The organism is Helicobacter canadensis MIT 98-5491 (assembly GCF_000162575.1).
GTDB classification, from domain to species: domain Bacteria; phylum Campylobacterota; class Campylobacteria; order Campylobacterales; family Helicobacteraceae; genus Helicobacter_D; species Helicobacter_D canadensis.
Genome location: NZ_CM000776.2, coordinates 637,191 through 653,561, shown reverse-complemented (window position 1 = coordinate 653,561; position 16,371 = coordinate 637,191). Strand labels below are relative to the sequence as shown.

General features: G+C 33.3%; 12 protein-coding genes and 1 tRNA gene. 3 read left to right on the top strand and 10 right to left on the bottom strand.

Annotated features, from left to right (window positions below; translation table 11 throughout):
- Positions 1-9: 9 nt before the first annotated feature.
- Genes HCAN_RS08115 through HCAN_RS03315 form a run of 4 tightly spaced genes read right to left on the bottom strand, consistent with a single transcriptional unit; the run spans position 10 to position 5,485 of the window.
- Complete coding sequence (locus HCAN_RS08115) at positions 10-1,125, bottom strand: radical SAM protein (RefSeq protein WP_006656792.1); 1,116 nt, start codon at positions 1,123-1,125, stop codon at positions 10-12.
- 10 nt (positions 1,126-1,135) lie between these two features.
- Positions 1,136-2,230, bottom strand: coding sequence for a radical SAM protein (locus HCAN_RS03325; protein ID WP_006655325.1), 1,095 nt, complete (start codon positions 2,228-2,230; stop codon positions 1,136-1,138).
- Complete coding sequence (locus HCAN_RS03320; RefSeq protein ID WP_006655324.1) at positions 2,227-3,165, bottom strand: radical SAM protein; 939 nt, start codon at positions 3,163-3,165, stop codon at positions 2,227-2,229. The genes HCAN_RS03325 and HCAN_RS03320 overlap by 4 nt, the downstream gene beginning before the upstream one ends.
- Positions 3,152-5,485 (bottom strand): glycosyltransferase family protein, encoded by a 2,334-nt coding sequence (locus HCAN_RS03315; RefSeq protein WP_006656791.1) that lies wholly within the window; start codon positions 5,483-5,485, stop codon positions 3,152-3,154. Before HCAN_RS03315 ends, HCAN_RS03320 begins: the two co-directional genes overlap by 14 nt.
- Positions 5,486-5,631: 146 nt before the next feature.
- Between HCAN_RS03315 and HCAN_RS03310 the strand changes: the two genes are divergently transcribed.
- Together HCAN_RS03310 and HCAN_RS03305 are read left to right on the top strand one after the other, a co-directional pair.
- On the top strand, positions 5,632-7,182 hold the full coding sequence (locus HCAN_RS03310) for a flagellin B (protein ID WP_006655322.1): 1,551 nt from the start codon (positions 5,632-5,634) through the stop codon (positions 7,180-7,182).
- Between the two features lie 54 nt (positions 7,183-7,236).
- A complete protein-coding gene (locus HCAN_RS03305) occupies positions 7,237-9,165 on the top strand; it encodes a motility associated factor glycosyltransferase family protein (protein WP_006655321.1) in 1,929 nt (642 codons plus the stop codon).
- 27 nt (positions 9,166-9,192) lie between these two features.
- Here the strand turns inward: HCAN_RS03305 and HCAN_RS03300 are convergent, their stop codons facing one another.
- Positions 9,193-9,393 (bottom strand): hypothetical protein, encoded by a 201-nt coding sequence (locus HCAN_RS03300; protein WP_231232532.1) that lies wholly within the window; start codon positions 9,391-9,393, stop codon positions 9,193-9,195.
- Between the two features lie 132 nt (positions 9,394-9,525).
- On the opposite strand from HCAN_RS03300, the gene HCAN_RS03295 reads away from it, so the two are divergent.
- The gene (locus HCAN_RS03295; protein ID WP_006655319.1) at positions 9,526-9,783 is read left to right on the top strand and encodes a helix-turn-helix domain-containing protein; all 258 of its coding nucleotides are present in this window, start codon (positions 9,526-9,528) and stop codon (positions 9,781-9,783) included.
- 258 nt (positions 9,784-10,041) lie between these two features.
- Here HCAN_RS03295 and HCAN_RS03290 read toward each other — a convergent pair whose 3' ends face one another.
- From HCAN_RS03290 to HCAN_RS03270, 5 genes are all read right to left on the bottom strand, one after another.
- The gene (locus HCAN_RS03290) at positions 10,042-12,156 is read right to left on the bottom strand and encodes a carbon starvation CstA family protein (protein WP_006655318.1); all 2,115 of its coding nucleotides are present in this window, start codon (positions 12,154-12,156) and stop codon (positions 10,042-10,044) included.
- 274 nt (positions 12,157-12,430) lie between these two features.
- Positions 12,431-12,517 (bottom strand) — tRNA-Leu (locus tag HCAN_RS03285).
- Positions 12,518-12,588: 71 nt separating this feature from the next.
- Complete coding sequence (serA, locus tag HCAN_RS03280; RefSeq protein WP_006655317.1) at positions 12,589-14,172, bottom strand: phosphoglycerate dehydrogenase; 1,584 nt, start codon at positions 14,170-14,172, stop codon at positions 12,589-12,591.
- 12 nt (positions 14,173-14,184) lie between these two features.
- Entirely contained in the window at positions 14,185-14,673 is a 489-nt protein-coding gene (locus HCAN_RS03275) for a hypothetical protein (protein WP_006655316.1), read from the bottom strand.
- Positions 14,674-14,684: 11 nt separating this feature from the next.
- Complete coding sequence (locus tag HCAN_RS03270) at positions 14,685-16,361, bottom strand: 30S ribosomal protein S1 (protein ID WP_006656790.1); 1,677 nt, start codon at positions 16,359-16,361, stop codon at positions 14,685-14,687.
- Positions 16,362-16,371: the final 10 nt, after the last annotated feature.

The window sequence follows — 16,371 nt, the reverse complement described above, 5'->3', positions numbered from 1 at the left end:
AACATATTTTCAAATAAAATTAACATGCTTTATTTCTTTGCTAAAAATATCATTTAAAAATTCATTAATTGCATTTGGACGGCAATTTGTTGGACACTTTTGACAATTCAAGTCTCGCTCTAAAAAAGATTTAATTTTTTTTCGTTTCTCTCCATTCCAAATTTCATAAAAAGAATTTTGATAAATATTGCCATACACAAACTCTTCTTTATTCCAATACGGAAGGCAAGTAGCTAAATCTCCAGCAGAATTTAAAGTTGTTATAAAATTGCATCCATAGCAATGAGAATAACTTCTCCCATTTTGTTTATTTAAAAAAGCATTTTCTCTAAAAATAACCTTAAAATTATCATCTTCATAACTTTTAGCTTCTTTAGCCAAGTCCTTAATTTCATCAAAAAAAATAAAACCCTGCCTCTCACTATATTTTTGTTGCTCATTTTGAAAAACAAAGGGTTTAACGGAAATAAAATCTACTCCAGCATTTTTTAAATGGGAAATAGCCGATAATAATGTATCTTTATTTTCGGGCAAAAGCACAAATTGCGAACCCAAATCCACATTTAATTGGTTTTTATTTTTAAAATTAACAGCATATTCTATATTGTGCAATACCTTACTCATTAATTGATATGCCCCCCCCCCCCCCGAACCTATATTAGATCCTACATTCCTAGAAGGTTTATGAACTTTAGCATAAGTTTGTGCATCCCCACCATTAAAACTAAATCGCAAAAATGTAAGATAGGGCAATAATTGTTCAGCTAATCTTTCACTTAAAAGTTCTCCATTGCTAAACATACCACAATCAATTCCCACTTCTTTTGTCTTTTTAACAAAATCCGCAATATTTTTATGAATTAATGGTTCTCCTTCCCCAGCATACAAAATGCTTTTAAGACCAAGTGAAGCAACTTCATCCAAAAAACTCAAAAATCTTTCTTTATCCAAATGTCTATTAGGATAATCAATATAATCATAGGCACAAAAAATACATCGATGATTGCATAATCCAACAGGAGAAACTTCCATATATATAGGATAACAATCTCCATTTTTCTGAAATTCTGCCACCCTCTCAAAATGGTAATGTAACTTATGAGAATCTAAAACAAATTCTTTCATTAGATAAATCCTAGATAAAATTCACATGGGAATTTGAATGTTTTAATTCCCATAAATATCGATTAATGGAATCCATTCTGCAATTTACTCTACACTTTTTTATATCTAAATCATTTTGTATGAATCGAATATTTTCCTGCCTCTTTATGCTTTGCCAAATTTGCTTAAAACTATTCTGATTAATATTTCCATATGAAAAACGATCATCACCTAAATAACAACTGCAACCATAAACCTCTCCATTAGCACTTATATATCCCCAAAAATATGGAGTAGAATAACATTTTTCATAAAAATTTCTATTTCCAGTTAACTTTTTCATTGTATCTGACCTAAAAATAATAGAAAACTCTTCACTGCTTAATTCATTTAGACTTTTTTCTAGAAACAAATATTGACTATAATCTAAACCTTCATATTCTCTAGTTCGGCTAAAAAGATGCTGAGAATACGGCTTAATTACCAAATAATCAACTCCAATATCCCTTAATGTAATTGCAAACTCTATAGCGGTTTGGTAATTTTGAGGCAAAAGCAACATTTGCACTCCAATAGTACAAGAGCTTTCTATTTTTTGCCGTATTTTTATTGATTCTTCTAAATTTTTAAGAACTCTGTAAAAATCATCTTCCCTTGTTCTATGAATTTGAGAATAAACTTTTGCATTTCCTGCATTAATACTAGCTTTAATCCAGGTCGTATTCTTTAGAATCTTAGGCATTTTATCTAGTTTAATAGGAACAAAATTGGTAGTAATAGCTACATCAATTCCAGCTTTCTTTGTTGCCTCTATCATTAAATCAAGATCTCTATGTAACATTGGCTCCCCCTCTCCTGCGAACATTACACTTTTAACCCCAAGATCACCCATCTCACGAACTATTTGCTTATAAATTTCAAAATCAATTTTAATATTTTTATATCCCATATAATCAACTCCACAAAATGTGCAGCGATGATTGCATGCACCATAAGGAGAAACTTCAACATAAATAGGATAAATCTCTTTTTCTTTTTCCCAATTACCATAAGATTCAAGCCATTGCGATACCCTTGTAGGATGAAAAATTAACTTGTGAGAATCGATTCTAAAAATATCGCTCATATTCCAAAATAACCTCCATTTAATGCCACTCTCTCATCGGATGTCAAATCTCTAATATTCTTTATATCCACAGATGTATGACCAAACTCTTGAAATCGATTGGTTTTAACCTTTATATCACAGGGATTACAATGCCCATAAACATAGCAAGGTCGATAAATATCCTCGATTTTAAAATCTGAATCTAAAATATTTCCAATAGGAGTTCTATTTTCGTATAAATCCGAATGACATCGATATATTTTCCCATTTGGTCCTACTATTAATTCTGTTGTCTTGCATTCACAATATTTTTCTGTTTTTTGCGAAATAGCATCTTGATATTTATAAGTTCCATGCCATCTTTTACCATCAAACCCTAAATACTCTTTAACTCTAAAATCAATGCCTTCTTTTTTGCATTTTTCCTTTATTTCATTGATATGTTCCATGTTTTGTGGTGTTGCAACCGAATAAATTCCTACATAAAATCCCGCATCCCGCATCTTATGGTGCTTGATTATCAAATCATCAATCTTATTTTGACCGGGATGATAACTCACACGAATCGCAGCATACTTAGCATCCCTAGTAAATTTTTCAACAGGAACTCTTTGAATAAATTCATCAACATCAAACATAAAATTAGTCAGCAAATCTAATTTAAATCTCGAATCAACTCCATTAACAACTTCATAAAAACCTTTATACATGGTGGGTTCTCCACCTTGCAAAGTTAATGGAATGTCTTCTCTAGGATTTCCTTTTTCATCCAAAAGGCAAATCCGATTAATAAAATCTACCCATTCACTTGGTTTAATTTGCTTTTTACTCACAGAACTCCGAGAAGATCCTCTTTCATTGAGATTAATGCAATAAGAACACGATAGATTACAACTAAGTGTTAAAAATAGTGCTATATAATTATAATGAGATGGAATATTAATTCTCTGCATTGACAGCTCCCACAAAACTTTGATTACAAATTCTAACCTGATTGTTATAAGTCAGTTTATTATGTAACTTAAATAACGCATCCAACTTGCTTCTAATTTCATTATTCTCTATCATTTCTGCTAAATTTTTATAATAGCCCTTAAAACCAAATCCACCACACAACCACCCAACATATCTACCACTATCATCAAGATAGCAAGAGAGTGTATTAACAATATCAAGATAATATTTTAAATTTTCAGCATAATAAACTTGCCATATATTTTGTTTTTCTCTAATAAAATTTCCTGTAATATACTCAACTTTATTATTCATTTTAACCTTGCAAGAATAATCTCCAATCTGTAACATTTCTTTATGGGTAAATTCACAATATAACGCTCTTTTTTGCACTTCAGTATCTAAAGAACAATCTTTTTTATTGTAAATAAAAATAATATCCCCTTTTATAAATTCACTATATCCCTCTACTTTGGGAGTAAGTGCTTCAAGGTTTTCAAAATAAATTAATACTTTATCGCTCATTTTTAATTTATACATTTTATCATCTTCAATGTCTAATCTATTATCAACCCTTGTCAAAAAAGTTCCTTTTTTATGTATAAATTCACTTAAACTCTCCCCTTGCCCCATAGGAAAAGTATTACAAAAAATATCAATGATATGCCCATAAATATGTGGATCCACAAATCCAGGCATAAAAAATCGATCCGAAATCCCAAGTTTTTCAACCTTCTCTCTAATCACCGGCATATTCCCACTTCCAGCAGCGATAAAAATCGTATTGGAGTGTTTTTTCATAACCTCTGCAATGCACTCTAAATACTCATCACTATCCACTTTGACAAGCCTACCTATCACACCCAAAACTACCGTGTCTTTTGTGATAGGATATTTTGCCCTCTCTGCCTCTATGAGCTTTGGATCTCTTGGTGGATTATAAAATCTTTCAATATCCATCGGCACTGAAAAACTTTTAAAAACATAAGGCGTGTTTGATGGAGAAAAATGACTTATCCTTTCATCAATCCCCACAATATCATACCGACCATTCCCATGACTCCAATAAATCTGCTTAGGAGCACTTCTTGTCGCAAACAAAAAATCTGCACAATCAATGGTGCCTGTAATGATAATAATATCTACCCCTTCACTTAGAAGAGATTGTCTTATTGATAATGCCTTTTGCAAATGCGAGTAATAATAGCCATGTTGTCTTGTTAGCTGATAAGCCGGACACACCACAGGCACTCCAACCTGCACAAAGCTCTGCATAGCCTCAATTCCATCCTCGCTTTTTTGGATGTAGTTCATACTATACACAACCAATTCATATTGACTAGCAAACTCTTCATTTTGCATTAAAGCCTTGCAAAGCGAATATTCTACCTTATAAGGTGAATTCTCAACAATCCTATCTTTAATAAGAGCAATCTTAATCTTTTCTCCCGATTTGCCACCTATACTTGCCTTGCACTTAGGGAGATTCTTACCATATTCCACATAATAAGGCTCTACAAGTTTTACTACCTTATCATTATATTCTTGCCAATCTTCTTGGGTTTGCGCAGAGTTACCAAATTTATGATAAATATAAAACTCCACATACATCGCCATATCAAGATTGCCTTGTTCTAATAATCCTTTTAAGCAATCAAGCCAAACAGGAAAATTCTCCCTCCATTTTAGATGATTAAAATAATGTTTCACATTCCAAAAACAATGCATATTCCACAAAAATATTGTCTTTTTAGTAAAATCATCAAGCTTAGAGAAATTCTCCCATTTCAAAGCTTCCCTTTGAATCTCCAAAATCCATTCTACTGGAATCTCATAATAATATAGAAACTCCCTTGCAAAAGGATCTAGCTCCACCATATAATTTTCTCTCAAGCTCAAATAAATCACTTTGGAGAAAAAAAACTTCACTGCCCCTTCTTTGTCCCCACTAAGCAGCAAAGCTGCACTTGCAAATTCAATAAACAACAACCTTTCATAATAGGAAGCATTGGCATCTTCTACATAGGGAGAACAGAATTCAAAGTATTTGAAAAATCTCTCATCTTTTTGAGTTTCTTCTTTGCATTTAAAAAGCCCATAAGCCCATAAAATAGACTTATCTAAAATATCCCCCTTAGAAACAATAATTTCTAAAATCTTTTCTTTTAATAAAGCAATAATTTCTTCTCTATAAGAATCTTCCAATTGTTTCTGCCATTCCTGCCCAAAAGCACGGATTAACAACATACATTCATTAATATTCTCTTTAGTTTTTGCTTCTTTAAGTCTATTTAAAATCTCTTGTGTTTGAATCTGCATAAAATTCTTTCATTATAAAATAATTTCTCATACTATCGGCATATTCTATCAAAACTTTACTTAGCTAATCATTTTTTACTATATTAAAAAGTGGAACACATATTGCTTTAGATCTTGCGAATTTAATTTTTTGCAAAGGATGCATAATGAGTTATAGGATATACACAAATGTTAATGCGTTAAACGCACACACTTCTGGTCTTGTTAATAATAGAAACATGTCAGAATCTCTAGAGAAATTAAGCTCTGGTTTAAGAATCAATAAAGCCGCGGATGACGCATCGGGAATGGCGATTGCCGATAGCCTCCGTTCTCAAGCAGCTGCATTGGGTCAAGCCACAAGAAACGCTAATGATGCTATTGGTATGATTCAAACAGCCGATAAAGCAATGGATGAGCAAATTAAAATTCTAGATACAATCAAAACAAAAGCCACACAAGCAGCACAAGATGGTCAAACCACCACAACAAGAAATGCGCTACAAAGTGATATTCTAAGACTTATGGAAGAACTTGACAATATCGCCAATACAACAAGCTTCAATGGACAACAAATGCTCTCTGGTGCTTTCACTAACAAAGAATTTCAAATTGGTGCTTATTCTAATATTACTGTTAAAGCCTCTATCCAACCAACTAATTCTCATAAAATAGGACATGTTCGCTATGAAACAGGAGCTGAAATGTCCGTAAGTGCGGGATCAAGCAATCTCAATGAAGTAACTTTAAGATTTTTAAACACAGATGGAACTAATAATTACGCCATCGAATCAATTAAAATCTCTACTTCAGCAGGAACAGGAATTGGTGCATTAGCCGAAGCCATCAATAAAAACTCTGATACTTTAGGCGTGAGGGCAACTTATAATGTAATGGGGCAAGGGGCTGGAGCAATTGCTTCAGGAACTGTTAGGGGATTAGTTATTAATGGTATTGCTATTGGCGATGTGAATGATGTCCAAAAAAATGATTATGATGGAAGACTCATTAATGCCATCAATGCTCAAAAAGAAAGAACAGGTGTGCAAGCTTCTTTAAGCATTTCAGGAGCATTACAGCTTACAAGCACCGATGGACGAGCAATTTCTGTCCAAGTAGCTAGCGGCTCCTCTGTTCTTGGTGGAGGTTCATTTGCTGGAGTTTCAGGGACAACGCACGCTATTGTTGGACGCTTAACTCTCATTCGTCTTAATGCAAGAGACATTTTAGTATCTGGAACAAATTTCTCTCAAGTTGGCTTACACTCTGGTGCAACCAACATTCAAAATGGTTCCGGAATCGCACAATACACTGTGAATCTAAGAAGTGTTAATGGTGAGTTTGATGCTAATATTGCTTCTGCCATTGGAGCTAATGCCAATACAGCTGTTGCTGCTGTTAATTCTAATGGAATTGGGGCTGGAGTAACAAGCCTAGAAGGTGCTATGGCAGTTATGGATATGGCGCAATCTGCACAAGAACATTTAGATAAAATCCGTGCTGACCTTGGTTCTGTGCAACAACAACTTGTTTCAACTATTAACAACATTACCGTAACGCAAGTAAATGTGAAATCCGCTGAATCACAAATCCGCGATACAGACTTCGCTGAAGAATCTGCAAACTTCTCTAAAACAAACATTCTTGCACAATCAGGAAGCTTTGCAATGGCACAAGCCAACCAAGTGCAACAAAACATTCTCCAACTTTTACAATAAGTCTTTTAGCCTTTTTGGCTTTAGACTTTTTAAGCTTATACTTCAAGGAATCCTATGTCAGATACTCTTAACCCAAGGCTTGAAAAAAATCTCAAAGCACTCTATCAAAAAAATCCACTTCTAGCTGCACAACTTAAAATTCTAGAACCAAACAAAAAATATGAAGTGTATATTGGAAATGATCCGCTAAATATTAATATTTACGATAAAGAAAACAAAGTGGCACTTTTCTCTAAAGAACCATTGGCAGAAATCACTCAAAAAATCAAAGAATTTGAACCTTACAATCTTTATCCTTTCTTTTATTTTTTTGGAATGGGAAATGGGATTTTTTATAAATATCTCTCCAGCAACCCTTCATTGAAGAAACTTTTTATTTTTGAACCTGAATTAGAACTCATTTACATTGCACTTAATTTTGTGGATTTTGAACAAGAGATTCTAGAAGAAAAAATTTTGATTTTTTGGACTAAAACGATTAATTTTGGACAACTTGATCAATATCTTGTCAAAGAGGGTCAATGGATTTATTCTAAAATTTACAATCTTCATATTTACAATAGCTATTATGGCAAATACACAGAAGAATGTCTTGATTTAAATGCGATTATCACTAGAAGCTTGGAGCATCATGTTATTGCAGTAGGAAATGATTCAACAGATGCTTTAATTGGCTTAGAACACCATCTTTTAAATCTCCCAGAGCTCATCACTACCCCAAGTTTCAAAGAATTAATCTCTAATGCAAAAACAACAGACACAGCCGTAATTGTCTCTACAGGACCTTCTTTATATAAACAAATACCGCTGCTAAAAGAATATGCACCCTATATTACAATTATCTCTGTTGATGCATCTTTCCCGATTCTCACCAAACACGGAATAAAACCCGATATCGTTGCAACACTAGAGCGTGTAGAACCCACTGCGGATTTTTTCATCAAAACTCCAAAAGAAGCTCAAAAAGGCGTTATTTTTGCCCTTACAAGCATTGTGCATAAAGCCACTACCAATGCGATTACACAAGGCATTAAGTCTTTTAGTATGCGTCCATTTGGCTATACTAGATTCTTTGATTTGCAAGATTATGGTTATGCTGGAATTGGAATGAGTGCAGCTAATATGGCATATGAAATTATTGTGCATTCGCACTTTAAGCGGTGTATTTTTATCGGACAAGATCTAGCGTTTTCTGAAGATGGGAAAACGCATTCCAAAGATGCGATTTTTGGAGAAACAGAATCTCAATATAAACGCAAAGAAAATGCAACTGAAAAACTTGTAGTGCCTGCTTATGGTGGAGTTGGAGTTGTTGAAACTACTTCGGTGTGGAAAATGTTTTTAAACTTCTTTGAAAAAGACATTGCTGAAACACCTTATGAAATGGAAGTGATTAACTCAACAGAAGGAGGAGCAAGAATCGTAGGAACAAAAGAAATTCCATTCCTAGAAGCTTTGCAATCACTCCCAAAAACAAAAAAGAAAGCTATCAAGCTCACTCCTCCTAGCAAAGAACAAATTAAAGCAAACCAAAAACATATTCAATCTAAAGTAAAAGAATTTTTGGATTATGGCTATAAAAAGAAAAAAGTAGTGGAAAAAACTTTCTTAAAAGTTGTCAAAATGACAGAAGAATTGGAACACTTAAATAAAGCAAACAAATTAGAAAAAATCAATTTCAAAAAAATGGACAAGCTTCTTGAAGAAATTGATGATATTAAACTTTTCTTTCAAGAAGATATTTTTATCAAAGTCTTTTCTGATGCCGTTCAATCTTACATTGTGCATCAAGAATTAGAGTTTGCAAAAATAGCCGTGCGTCCTGTAAAAACACTTATTGAAAAACAAGTTAAACAGATTGATTGGCTTTATGCACACAAATTTTGGCTTTTCTCATTAGCAGGAGGAATGGATGCGACTTTAGAAATCGCTAAACGGGCAACAAAACAATGGATGAAGCTCACAGCCAAATACAATCAATAATCACTCTCCCATTAATGGGAGAAATCACTATTTTTTAACTTCATCAAGCTTTTTATTAGCAGTTTCTTTGGTAGCTTCAATTGTTTTTTCTTTTGCTTCTTTTGCTATTTCCTCTCCACTTTTTCCAGATAAAAACCCACTAATCGCTCCAAAACCTATATCTATTGCCTTATTTGTAATATCATTAGTAAGCTCATCATCAGCTGCAAAGCAAAAATTAGCAAACAAAGCAAATAATACCACGATAAATATTTTTTTTCATTTTTCAACCTTTTTTGTAATTTATCCTATAGGATATAGAATTCAGAATTATAACATTGTAAATTTTAAGTATAAATTAATCCTATAGGATAAATTACAATGGATAATCATTTTGTAAATACAACCGAAGAAGAAATTCTAAATTTTTATCAAAACATCTCTAAGATCGTGAGAAATGTGCGACAGAAAAAAGGAATTTCGCAGCTAGATTTAGCACTTGAAATAGGCATTAAATCTGTCGCTTTCTATTCAAATTGCGAGAGTTGTCGCTATGGAAAGCATTTTAATTTAGAACATCTATACAAAATATCAAAAGCATTAGATATAGACATTTGCAGTTTTTTTAAATACACATAGTTTTATATGCTATCAATTTTAAATCAACCTTTATCTTTGGATTCTATCATTTATCACTTCAAGTAAATATAGCCAAAACTACAAAAAACGAACTCAAATTCATAATGCAATCAAGATTTTAATTAAAGACAAAAATATTCTCAAAAATACTCTAACAATATAAAATTTAAGATAGAAAATAATAATTTAAATTCTAAGAAATTATCTGAGAGTCTAAAAAGTAGAAAATTTTAAAATAGGCTTAAAAGCCTATTTTATTTAGTGGGCTATCACTTTACCTTCATAATCACTAGCTTTAAGATAAGGCGATTCAGCAAGTGGAATATCATTTTCACCCTTGGTGCATTTCCAACAAATACGAATTGTTTGCAATAGCACCAAACAAGTTACTATCATAAAAAATGCACACAACCCCGCATTAATTAGATTATTAGTAGCAATGGTGGCAAATTTTTCTGCCAATTCTATATTGGTCTCACTTGCAGCTTTTGCACTATTGATTTGCCAAAGTGCAATGTGGCTAACAGAATCATGAATCTTCTCACCATTAGCAGGAAGCAACTTTAAAATACCTGCATAAAGAGTTGAAACCAAAACCCAAACCGCTGGGATAATAGCAACCCAAGCTTGTTTGCCTCGACCCATTTTAAATAAAACGGCAATTACAAGCAAAAGTGCCATACCTGCTAACATTTGGTTAGAAACTCCAAAAAGTGTCCAAAGTGATTTGATTCCACCTTGTGGATCTGTTACACCTTGATAAAGAATATAACCCCAAGCCACAACGCAAATTAAAGTTGCAACAACTCCCCAAAATATCGAATGAATATTCCCAATTGGCTTATAAACATTTCCTAAAATATCTTGCACCATAAATCTTCCTGCTCTAGTCCCAGCATCAACGGCAGTAAGAATAAAAAGCGCTTCAAACAAAATAGCAAAATGATACCAAAATGCAATAGAACCTTGATTAAATAAAGGTATTTCAGAAACAATCATCGCCAATCCGATAGCAAAAGTAGGTGCTCCACCTGTGCGACTTAACACACTATTCTCTCCAATACTCTCAGCCATTCCCAAGATTTCTTGAGGCGTGATAACAAATCCAAAATTGCTAATTGTTTGTGCAGCTATACTTGCTGCTTGTGCAACATCAGAAATCCCCGTTGTTCCAAGTCCAGCAGGAGCAACATTGATAGCAAAATATAAACCTGGAGTCAAAATACAAGCTGCAATCAAAGCCATAACGGCAACTGCTGATTCCATAATCATAGAGCCATATCCAACCATTCTAGCATGAGATTCTTTTTCAAGCATTTTTGGTGTAGTTCCACTTGAAATTAATGCGTGGAATCCACTAATAGCTCCACAAGCAATGGTAATAAACAAAAAAGGGAAAAGCTGACCACTAAAAACAGGACCGCTTCCATCAATAAATTTCGTAATGCTAGGAAATTGCACGTCTGGTCTTACAATCAAGATTCCAAGTCCCATAAGCACAATAACACCAATTTTTAAAAATGTGCTCAAATAATCCCTAGGTGCAAGCAAAAACCAAACAGGCAAAATTGCAGCAACAAAACCATATGCAATCATAATATAAGTTAATGTAACAGGACTTAAAGTAAAAATGGAAGATAAAAATTCATTTTCTGCTACAACACTTCCATAATATAACGCCAAAATCAATAAAATAAACCCTATAATACTTGCTTCACCAATTCTGCCAGGACGCAAGAATCTCATATGTATTCCCATATAAATGGCAATAGGAATTGTCATTGCAATTGTAAAAAGCCCCCAAGGTGATTCTGCTAGTGCATTCACTACAACAAGTGCCAAAATTGCAATAATTAGCATCATAATACCCAAAATCCCTATCATTGCAATACTTCCTACACCCTTACCAAGCTCTAGTTTAATCATCTCTCCTAAACTTTTACCATTTCGACGCGTAGAAATAAAAAGCACAGTAAAATCATGCACAGCTCCTGCTAGAACAACCCCCACAACAATCCAAATCATACTTGGCAAATAACCCATTTGTGCAGCCAAAATCGGACCTACAAGCGGACCAGCTCCAGCAATCGCAGCAAAATGATGCCCAAAAAGAACAATTTTGTTAGTAGGAACAAAATCTCTACCATCATTCATAGTTAAAGCAGGGGTTGCACGATTGTCATCAAGCCCAAGCACCTTTAAAGCAATATACTTAGAATAAAACCGATATCCAATAGCATAAATACAGACTGCTGCTACAACAATCCATACAGCTGAAATCTGCTCACCTCTATGTAATGCCAAAACACCAAAGCCCCATGCACCAATAAATGCAATGATAGCCCAAAGCAATAAACTCAAAACCTTATTCATTAATCATCCTTAAAAATGTAATAACATAGATATTATTCTATATTTCTCTACAAAATTACACAAAGGAATGAAAAAAATCTATCATTTCAACATTTTTTTCAAAAAATGTTTATTTTTTACCCATATATTCTATAATTTAAAATTAATTTGCCATTAATTATCTTAAATTTGTTACTTTTTTTCAAAAAATGCATAAAGAATAAAAAATGTAACTAAAAAGAAATTATATTTGGTATTTTAATAGACAATGCGGATTAAAAAAGAATGTAAGCTATGGTGCCGAGGGTCGGAATCGAACCGACACGGGGTTGCCCCCACCAGATTTTGAGTCTGGCGCGTCTACCAATTTCACCACCCCGGCTTGTATTAAGTGTATAATTATTCCAAAAATTAGCTCAAAATTTACTTAATTCCTCCAAAAAGGAGGAAAAATTATAGCACAACATATTTGATTGATAAACAAGCTTCGATACCCGCAAGCTCCTTTATTACTTCATTAGAAACTTCATCATCAACAAGAATCACCGCCAAAGCTTCTTTACCATATCGTCCCAATCTAAAATCAGCAATATTGATATTATGCTTCGCCAAAGTTGTTCCAACAAATCCAATTACTCCTGGAGTATCATTATTTCTAAAAAGAATCATACGCCCTTTTGGTGCAATATCAAGCTCAAAATGATTAATTTCTACAATTTTTGGTGTATTTTCATTAAAGACTGTCCCTGAAACACTAAATTCACCATCTTGAGTTAGCAAGGTTAGCCTAATTTGATTCTTATAAACATCTTGCAATGTTTTAACTTCAAGTGCAATCTCTACCCCTCGCTCTTTGGCTACATAAGGAGCATTCACATAATTTACTTTATCACCAATTGTTGCATTCAAAATTCCAACCAATGCGAAAGTTGAAAGTGAGGATAAGTATTCACTAACTTCCCCTTGCGCTTCAAGTTTAATGGATCGAATTTCATTTTTATTAACTTGGATTGCAAAAAATGCCATTTTTTGAACCAATTCCAAATAAGCTTTCATAAAATCTGGCAATTCGGTTTCTTTTATGGGTAGATTCAAGGCATTAGGGAAACTAGAACCTCTAGCTGATTCAAGCGCTGCTTCTGCGGCTTCAATAGCAATTTTCTCTTGAGATTCAAGCGTATTGGCTCCAATATGTGGCGTTACATAAATATTTGGCAAATCAAGTAATTTATTAGAAGTGGCAGGCTCTTTTGTAAAAACATCAATCCCTGCCCATCTCACCTTGCCACTCTCTAAAGCCTCAAAAAGCGCATCTTCATTATACAAACCACCCCTAGCACAATTAATTAAAATCACACCATTTTTCATTTTTGCAATTTGCTCTTTATCAATAATGTTTATAGTTTCTTTATTTTTTGGAGTGTGGATTGTAATAATATCACAAGCTAAGATTTCATCAAAATCTCTCGTATAGGCAATTCCTAAATCAGTGGCTTTTGTTGGATTAATATAAGGATCGTATGTTATCACTTCCACTTCAAAGGCTTTCATGCGTTTCCCAACACGACTCCCAATGTTACCAAAACCAATAATCCCAAGTTTTTTGCCTTTTAATTCTGTGCCATACCAATCTTCACGCTTCCACACTCTCTCAACTTTAAGCTGTGCATTAGCTCCAGGAAAATTTCTAATAGCACTCAAAATATGTGCACAAGTCAATTCTACTGCTGCAATAGTGTTTGCAGTAGGAACATTCATTACCACTACACCACGCTTACTAGATGCTTCAATATCAACATTATCTACACCCACTCCAGCACGAACAACTGCTCGAAGTTTAGTAGCCAAAGACAAAAATGACTCATCTACATCTGTAGAACTTCTTGTAATAGCTACATCAGCTTTATGAAGCTCTTTTTCTAATTCTTCTTTTGGCAAACTTGCAAGATTTAAAACCTCAACATCTGCTGCCTTTTCCAATAAATCCAAACCGCTTTGATGAATATGATCACAAACCATAATTGTAAATTTAGACATCTGAACCCCTTTTTAAGATTTAGACAAAGAATACTGAATTTCATAATGCTTTAATTCTTCTAAAACACTACGCAAATATTTCTCGTTATCTGTAGCGACAACCAACCAAATACTTTCTCCCACCTTATAATAAGAATAATCAATATTATTGGCACTTAAAACTTGATTAATGCAAAAAAATTGATAATCATCGATGATTCCAACAGAAACTCTAAAGATTTCTGTTTCGTCTTTCTTAAGATTGTTTTCAAATAATAGCTTTACACGCAATTCAGAAGCCGGATAAAGATAGCTAACCCCATCCTTTGCAGAAAGTTGATTAAGCCAACTTATCTCATTAGGAATTTCAATTGTTGCATTACTTTCTGCTTTCCCTAATTGATAAGGCTCTACATTCGGAGTTGAATAAGAGTGTATCGCTTGAGAGTAATTCCGTATTAAAACATACAGAATCACACAAGTAAAAAAACTAAAAATGCCTATCAAAACCCTTGTTTGCATTGTGTTTTCTTTTAAGAGATTTGATTTTTAAGAATATCTCCCAAAGTCATTTTATCATCGGCATTACTATTGAAATTTTTTAAGTTAGCCTTTTCTTTTTGCTTTTCTAAACGCCTAATAGAAACACGGATTTTATTATTTTGTTTATCAATTAAAGAGATAACACCTTTAATGGAATCTCCAATTTTAATCTCTTCTTTTTTAATTGGAAATAAATCTTCATTTCGAATTAGTGCATCCATATCTTCATCAAGTTTAATAAATACTCCAAAATCTTTAATATCTCTCACCACACCCTGCACTTCTTCATCTTCAAAATGTTTTTTTGCAAATTCTTCTACAGGTGAAGCAATAATACCTTTACGTGTCAATGAAATTCTTTCTTTTTCTCTATCAATCTTGGCAATTTTAACTTCGATTTCATCACCGATTTTCATTAAATCTTTACATTTTTCATTCTTGTTCCAATATGCATCTTCATTATGCAGTAATCCATCAATTCCATCTAATTTAATAAAAGCACCAAAATCTGTTAGCGTCGCTACAGAACCTTTTAAAATATCTCCCTCTTTGTGCTTTTTCACAAACTGCGTGAAAGGCTTGTCAAGCAATTTTTTCAAAGACACTCTTAGGCGTCTTTCTTTTGTATCAATTTCAATAACTTCTACATCAATTTCTTGCCCTGTTTTCAAAAATTCTTCTGGATTTTGAATATTTTTATTCCAAGAAATTTCAGAAATATGTAAAAACCCTTCAATATCATTTCCCAAATCCACAAATACACCATAAGGTTCAATATTACTTACAATAACCTTAATTGCATCTCCTACTTCTAATTCATTTTCAACTTCTTTCCAAGGATCTTCAATGGTATCTTTAATAGAAAGTGCTAAACGCTTCTTATCTTTATCATATGAAAGAATTTTAACAGATACTTTATCGCCCTCTTTATAGAGTTTTGATGGATTCACCGGTCCCTTATGGCTAATTTCAGTGTAATGCACTAAACCTTCAACGCCTTCTACATCCACAAACATACCAAAGCTCGTAATCTTTTTAATAGTGCCTTCTAATGGACCTTCTTGTTTGAGTAGATTTTCAATCACATCTTTTTTGACACTATTTTCAATCTCAAATAAGCGTTTTCTTGAAATTACAACACTATCTTCTTCGGGTTTTACATTAATAATACACGCTTTAATGCGTCTCCCTTCATTTTTACTACCCTCTTTAAAAGCGGCTGCAAATTTAGGCATAAAAAACTCTATACCCTCACCTTCTACAATATAACCACCTTTATTTTTCTTGATCACTACGCCTTCAACAACTTTATCTTTATAATCTTCGCCAAGATTTTTAATATATTCTCGAATCTTCTCTCTGCGAATCGCCTTTTTATAAGAGAGTAAAGGTTGTTCATTTCTTTTTCCCATAATCACTATAGGCAATAAATCTCCAACTTTAAAAAGTAAATTTCCTTGTGCATCTTGAATTTCAATTACAGAAATCATACCCTCTTTTTTCTCGCCTGGAACTGCAATAATTGCTTGTCCATTCTCAATAGAGACTATCTCGCCTTGTGAAATTTTTTCACTTTCTCTTTTTTCGTATTGCTCCAACATTGAAGCAAAATCTTCATCAACTATAATTTCATCCAATTCTTGTATATTAATTCCTACCACAGCCATCTGCACCCTT

Coding starts and splice junctions, on each gene's coding strand:
- HCAN_RS08115 (WP_006656792.1), bottom strand. CDS start 1,125: ATGAAAGAATTTGTTTTAGATTCTCATAAGTTACATTACCATTTTGAG.
- HCAN_RS03325 (WP_006655325.1), bottom strand. CDS start 2,230: ATGAGCGATATTTTTAGAATCGATTCTCACAAGTTAATTTTTCATCCT.
- HCAN_RS03320 (WP_006655324.1), bottom strand. CDS start 3,165: ATGCAGAGAATTAATATTCCATCTCATTATAATTATATAGCACTATTT.
- HCAN_RS03315 (WP_006656791.1), bottom strand. CDS start 5,485: ATGCAGATTCAAACACAAGAGATTTTAAATAGACTTAAAGAAGCAAAA.
- HCAN_RS03310 (WP_006655322.1), top strand. CDS start 5,632: ATGAGTTATAGGATATACACAAATGTTAATGCGTTAAACGCACACACT.
- HCAN_RS03305 (WP_006655321.1), top strand. CDS start 7,237: ATGTCAGATACTCTTAACCCAAGGCTTGAAAAAAATCTCAAAGCACTC.
- HCAN_RS03295 (WP_006655319.1), top strand. CDS start 9,526: ATGGATAATCATTTTGTAAATACAACCGAAGAAGAAATTCTAAATTTT.
- HCAN_RS03290 (WP_006655318.1), bottom strand. CDS start 12,156: ATGAATAAGGTTTTGAGTTTATTGCTTTGGGCTATCATTGCATTTATT.
- serA (WP_006655317.1), bottom strand. CDS start 14,172: ATGTCTAAATTTACAATTATGGTTTGTGATCATATTCATCAAAGCGGT.
- HCAN_RS03275 (WP_006655316.1), bottom strand. CDS start 14,673: ATGCAAACAAGGGTTTTGATAGGCATTTTTAGTTTTTTTACTTGTGTG.
- HCAN_RS03270 (WP_006656790.1), bottom strand. CDS start 16,361: ATGGCTGTGGTAGGAATTAATATACAAGAATTGGATGAAATTATAGTT.